Source organism: Kitasatospora sp. NPDC034533 (genome assembly GCF_055575155.1).
In genome coordinates this window covers 1-4,588 of record NZ_JBVITE010000138.1, presented here as the reverse complement: position 1 = coordinate 4,588, position 4,588 = coordinate 1, and the positions used below count along the sequence as shown (strand labels likewise).

6 protein-coding genes are annotated in these 4,588 nt (G+C 70.5%); all 6 read left to right on the top strand.

What is annotated here, in order from left to right; translation table 11 throughout:
- The first annotated feature begins 188 nt into the window (after positions 1-188).
- The 6 genes from ACZ55U_RS38775 to ACZ55U_RS38750 all read left to right on the top strand — a co-directional run bounded on the left by ACZ55U_RS38775 (position 189) and on the right by ACZ55U_RS38750 (position 4,494).
- Positions 189-416, top strand: coding sequence for a hypothetical protein (locus tag ACZ55U_RS38775; RefSeq protein ID WP_465534294.1), 228 nt, complete (start codon positions 189-191; stop codon positions 414-416).
- A gap of 169 nt (positions 417-585) precedes the next feature.
- A complete protein-coding gene (locus tag ACZ55U_RS38770; RefSeq protein ID WP_465534292.1) occupies positions 586-1,260 on the top strand; it encodes a lytic polysaccharide monooxygenase auxiliary activity family 9 protein in 675 nt (224 codons plus the stop codon).
- 1,012 nt (positions 1,261-2,272) lie between these two features.
- Entirely contained in the window at positions 2,273-2,689 is a 417-nt protein-coding gene (locus tag ACZ55U_RS38765) for a hypothetical protein (RefSeq protein ID WP_465534290.1), read from the top strand.
- A 332-nt stretch (positions 2,690-3,021) separates the two neighbouring features.
- Entirely contained in the window at positions 3,022-3,297 is a 276-nt protein-coding gene (locus ACZ55U_RS38760) for a hypothetical protein (RefSeq protein ID WP_465534296.1), read from the top strand.
- A gap of 240 nt (positions 3,298-3,537) precedes the next feature.
- Entirely contained in the window at positions 3,538-3,810 is a 273-nt protein-coding gene (locus ACZ55U_RS38755) for a hypothetical protein (RefSeq protein ID WP_465534288.1), read from the top strand.
- Between the two features lie 321 nt (positions 3,811-4,131).
- Positions 4,132-4,494 carry a VOC family protein gene (locus ACZ55U_RS38750; RefSeq protein ID WP_465534286.1) on the top strand — a complete coding sequence of 121 codons (363 nt, stop codon included), beginning with the start codon at positions 4,132-4,134 and terminating at the stop codon, positions 4,492-4,494.
- Positions 4,495-4,588: the final 94 nt, after the last annotated feature.

The following is a 4,588-nucleotide window of genomic DNA, read 5'->3' as shown; positions in this document are numbered from 1 at the left end:
CGAGGGAGTCCAGATCAGGCGTCACAACCGATCTTTGGACTCCCTCGCTTCATGTCATGCGCGCAGGCGAGCCCTTGGCATCAGTCATCTAGGGGACCGGTTCGCCGCGGCCGGCCCGGGGCTCCTGCGTCCGGCCGCCGGGCCGCGTGCCGTCCTCGGCCTCACTCTCACCCGGCCGCGCTGACGGTATGAACCAGTCCTCTGCCGTTGTTCTGGCCGGCGGCTTCACGGCGGTGGTCAGGTCGCCGGCGATCAGCGACCCGCACCCCCGGCCACCAGTTCCGCACGCTGCCCGCCCCGTGCTCACCGCGCTCGGCCCGGATCCCGAGGAGATCGGCAAGCGGGCGGCCGAGTCGCTGATCGACGTGATACGGCGCCCCCGGAGCCGGGGGCCCGTCCCGGGCACCGCCTCGTAGCGGCGGGGCTGCTGCCCCGGGCCTCGACCAGGCCGGTGCCGGCGGGGAACCGAGCGCCAGAGAGCGGGCTCGTCCTGTCAACTCGGTTCGTTTCATTGACACTTCACTCGGAATACGTACGCTTGGGAGCGCTCCCATGACAGCCTCGCAACTGTAAGGAGTTCCCCCCATGCGCACAAAAAGCCCGTTGACCGGGCGTTCACGGTCGTCCCTCCGCTGGCCTCTCCAGGCGCTCCTCACGCTGTTCGCCGTGGTGGCCGGCGCGCTGACCTGGTCGGCCCCCGCCCAGGCGCACGGCACCATCGTCGACCCGGCCTCCCGCGCGTACCAGTGCTGGAAGACGTGGGGCAGCGACCACACGAACCCCGCCATGCAGACGCAGGACCCCATGTGCTGGCAGGCGTTCCAGGCCAACCCCGACACCATGTGGAACTGGATGAGCGCGCTCCGCGACGGCCTCGGCGGTCAGTTCCAGGCGAAGACGCCCGACGGGACGCTCTGCAGCAACAACCTCTCGCGGAACGACAGCCTGAACAAGCCCGGGCAGTGGAAGGCAACCACCGTCGGCAGCAACTTCTCGGTCCACCTGTACGACCAGGCCAGCCACGGCGCGGACTACTTCAAGGTCTACGTGAGCAAGCAGGGCTTCAACCCCGCGACCCAGACCCTGGGCTGGGGCAACCTCGACTTCATCACGCAGACCGGCCGCTTCGCGCCGGCGTCGGACATCACGTTCCCCGTCCAGACGTCCGGCTACACCGGAAACCACGTCCTGTTCGTGATCTGGCAGGCATCGCACCTCGACCAGGCGTACATGTGGTGCAGCGACATCACGTTCAGCTGAAGCGGGAAGCGCCGCGCAGGGCACCGGCTTCCGCCGGGCGCCGCTGATCCGGCACGGATCCGCCACTGATCCGCCGATCCGCTGCTGATCCGCCGCCCGGCCGAACGAGCCCCGTCGGGGCAGGGAACCCCTTGGGCCACCCTGCCCGGACGGGGCTTCCCCGCCCTTTCGCCCCTGCGTGGGCGGCGCGGTCATGACCCTACGGAAGCGCCACGGCGGGCCCGCGGCGGACCAGCCCTCGTTGCTGGTGACGGAGAGAGCGCGGAGTGAGCGTCGAATGAACGTCTGTGACACGTCGGATGCGTCGTTTGATTCTCCGGTCAGTCGAATCACTGTCGAAGGACCGGTTCGCTCCGGTACGTACAGCGCACGGTACGAAGGTATGAGCGCCTGATGAATACTCTGGCGTCCTCCTGATCAACATGAAGCCGCGAGATTGAAGCAGCAACGCCAGGGTCCCTGACGGCGCGTCGGGCGACTGGCAGCGGCCGGGCGTCGGCAAAAGAGCGCGGGCGCGACCGGCTCGCCCGTCGCCCTCCGCCGACGCGGCGCCGGCGAGCCCGTGTCGGCCGCTGCCCCTTCGCCGAACCCTCGCCGTTCCCGAGGGAGACGACGCAGTGCGGGGCGGGCCAGGGCACGCGGCAGGTGTCCGAGTCCGTTGACGCTTCCGCGCACGTCTCCGCGGCTGCGGAGGCGTGGAGGAAAGCGTGTGCGGCCCGCGGCGCGGTTCGCGGCGGGCCGCTTCGGCGGTTGCCCGGGGCCGGGTCAGCCGAGCGGCAGCTCCAGGCTGGCGGTGCCCGCGCTGGTCGACCAGGCCGAGCAGGCCCTGCTCGCGGTAGCGGCTGAAGGATTCGCTGCAGCGTGCGTTCCCCGACCGGCCGGCGACCGTCGCCAGTTCCTGGGCCTTCGTCCTCTGACGCTCCGCCAGCGTGGTGGCCGCCGGGGCGTAGCCAGGCCGCGGAACCGTCCCGGGCGGCGAGTCCGGCGGCAGGCCGGTCTCGATCTCGACGGCATGGCGTTCCCAGAACCGTGCCTGCGCGAGCGCCTCGGCCGGCGCGGCCTCCAGCAGTCCCGTCGGCGCCAAGCCCGGCAACGGCCCGTCCGCACCCAGCAGCGCGAAGTCCTCGTCCGCGAGCAGGAACGGCAGCAGCACCACCCGCGAGGCGCCGTCCGTGCCCGACAGCCTCACCGACGCGCCCTCGATCGCCACCACGGTGTGCTCACCACCGTCGAAGCGCACCTGATCGCCCACCCGCAGAACACCGGGCCTGGCCAGGCCCGTCACCGCCCGGCCCCCTCGGCCACGCTGACGGTCGCCCTGGTCCGCTGGGGCCCCGGCGTCGACGACTGGGGCTGGTACCTCCACCACCCCGACACGATCCGCCGCACCGAGCAGCCGACCGGCCCCGACGGACCGGCGACCTGGTGAACACCGGCACGGACGGCGAGGGCGCCGCCGCCGACCTCGCCGACGCCCTGCAAATCTTCGCCGAGCACGCCGCGCCCGGCACGGACACCGGCACCGGTGTCTGGTTGACCATCGGCACCCCCTACGACATCGAACAACGCACCCTCCACCTGCCCGTCGGCGTCGCCGGCTGGATCACCGAACTCCTCCGCGACGAGACCCAAGCGCTGGAGTCCGGCCGCCACCACCCCCGTCGCCGCTCTGACCCTCGCCGCCGCCGAACCGGCCTGGTGGGGAACCGGAACCCCTGGTTCGTCCACGCGGTGTCAGTGCCGGCTGGAAGGCTGGGCGTCATGGACGACGACGAGGTGCTGCTGAGGGGCCAGGTCTACGGGACAGACCACGACGACCCCGACCCGGGCCCGCGGCCGGTACACGAGTACCGGGAACTGGTCGGCGGCCCGCTCGACGGCCTCCTGCTGGACGTCACCGGCTGGGACGCCGAGGAACTCGCCGACGGTGCCGCGCTGGCCACCGAGATCGGCGCGTACGGCGCGGGCGGCCGCGCGCACTACGAACCCCGCCCGGCGGACCCGCGCCGCTGGGACTGGGCGGGCGACACCCCCTGACACCGCCTCGGCCCAGCCCCGCAGACCCCGCGGCGTTCGCCCGTACACACTGAGGAGACCGGACCGCGCCCGGACCCCCCGAGCGAGCGGCGGTCCTGATCCACCGCACCCGCTGCGCCGGGGCGGAGGTTTCCCCGGCAGGCCGGGGGCACGAGGAGGCGCCGACCACCGTGCTGGTGGCCGGCGCCTTCGGCGTGGTCAGTACCGCTGTCCACAGCCGGCCCAGGCCAGGGTGGCGCCATGACGACGAAGAAGGCCACAGCGCCCTGCCAGACCCACACCGCCGACAGCTGGGGCAACTGCCCGGTGGCAGAGCTGTGCACCGTCCGGATACGGCTCCTGGCGTTGCTGGAGCGGTACGCCGACGGTCCGCTGAACATGGACTACCGGTTCAGACCGGACAAGACCACCCAGCGGGCGATCCGCCTGCTCGCGGCCCTCCTGGCTTTGTACGTGAGTTGTGAGAGCATCTGTCGCTCGGCGGCACGAGCACGTGGTGCCATGGGAAAGTGATGTCGCCGAGTTTTGAGAGCACCCGGGTGCTTGCTTCGGGACGATGGTTGTGCTCGGCATGGCGAGGGAGCCCGGGTGCTACAGAAGTCCAGGTCGATCTGTGAGTGCGCCCCACCGTCTCATCGGATGGCATACCCGTCCCACAGCGGGCCGCCAGCCAGGTCCAGCACCTCTGCCACGACCGCGGCGAAGGCCTTCGCATCCCCGGTGATCGCCTGCGGGGCGGCTTCGGACAACGCGCGGTGCACCCCGGGGCCGGCCGCGGCTAGGGCCTTTCGTTTGGATCAAGCTGTTGGAGTGGTCCTCGGCTACAGTGCGAGGATGACGATCCGTCGCATCATGCCCAACGTCGTCACCCAGGACATCGAAGAGAGCCGAAGCTTCTACAGCGATTTCCTGGGCATGGACGTGCGCATGGACGAGCCCGGCTTCTTGATGTTGGCCTCGCCCGGTAACCCGACGGCGCAGATGACCGTGGTCTCCCCTGCCGCAGACTCATGGGACCCGCATACCGCCCATTCGACACTGGCGGTCGAAGTCGAGGACGTTGACGCCGTGTACGCCGCAGCCGAGCGCCAGGGGCACCAGGTGGTCTATCCCTTGACCACGGAACCATGGGGAATCCGACGTTTCTTTGTTCAGGCACCCGACGGAAGTGTCATCAACGTCCACAGTCACATCTGAGAGGGTGTTCTGTGAGACTTCGCCGGAGTTCAGCTCTGGATGGCCGGTGTCGGGTTGGTGAGGGTGAACAGGCCGGGCTCGGGTTCGGTGAGGA

What these genes read in the sequence shown, in the direction of transcription:
- ACZ55U_RS38760 (WP_465534296.1), top strand. Translation starts at nt 3,022, where the DNA reads ATGGACGACGACGAGGTGCTGCTGAGGGGCCAGGTCTACGGGACAGAC.
- ACZ55U_RS38775 (WP_465534294.1), top strand. Translation starts at nt 189, where the DNA reads ATGAACCAGTCCTCTGCCGTTGTTCTGGCCGGCGGCTTCACGGCGGTG.
- ACZ55U_RS38770 (WP_465534292.1), top strand. Translation starts at nt 586, where the DNA reads ATGCGCACAAAAAGCCCGTTGACCGGGCGTTCACGGTCGTCCCTCCGC.
- ACZ55U_RS38755 (WP_465534288.1), top strand. Translation starts at nt 3,538, where the DNA reads ATGACGACGAAGAAGGCCACAGCGCCCTGCCAGACCCACACCGCCGAC.
- ACZ55U_RS38765 (WP_465534290.1), top strand. Translation starts at nt 2,273, where the DNA reads ATGGCGTTCCCAGAACCGTGCCTGCGCGAGCGCCTCGGCCGGCGCGGC.
- ACZ55U_RS38750 (WP_465534286.1), top strand. Translation starts at nt 4,132, where the DNA reads ATGACGATCCGTCGCATCATGCCCAACGTCGTCACCCAGGACATCGAA.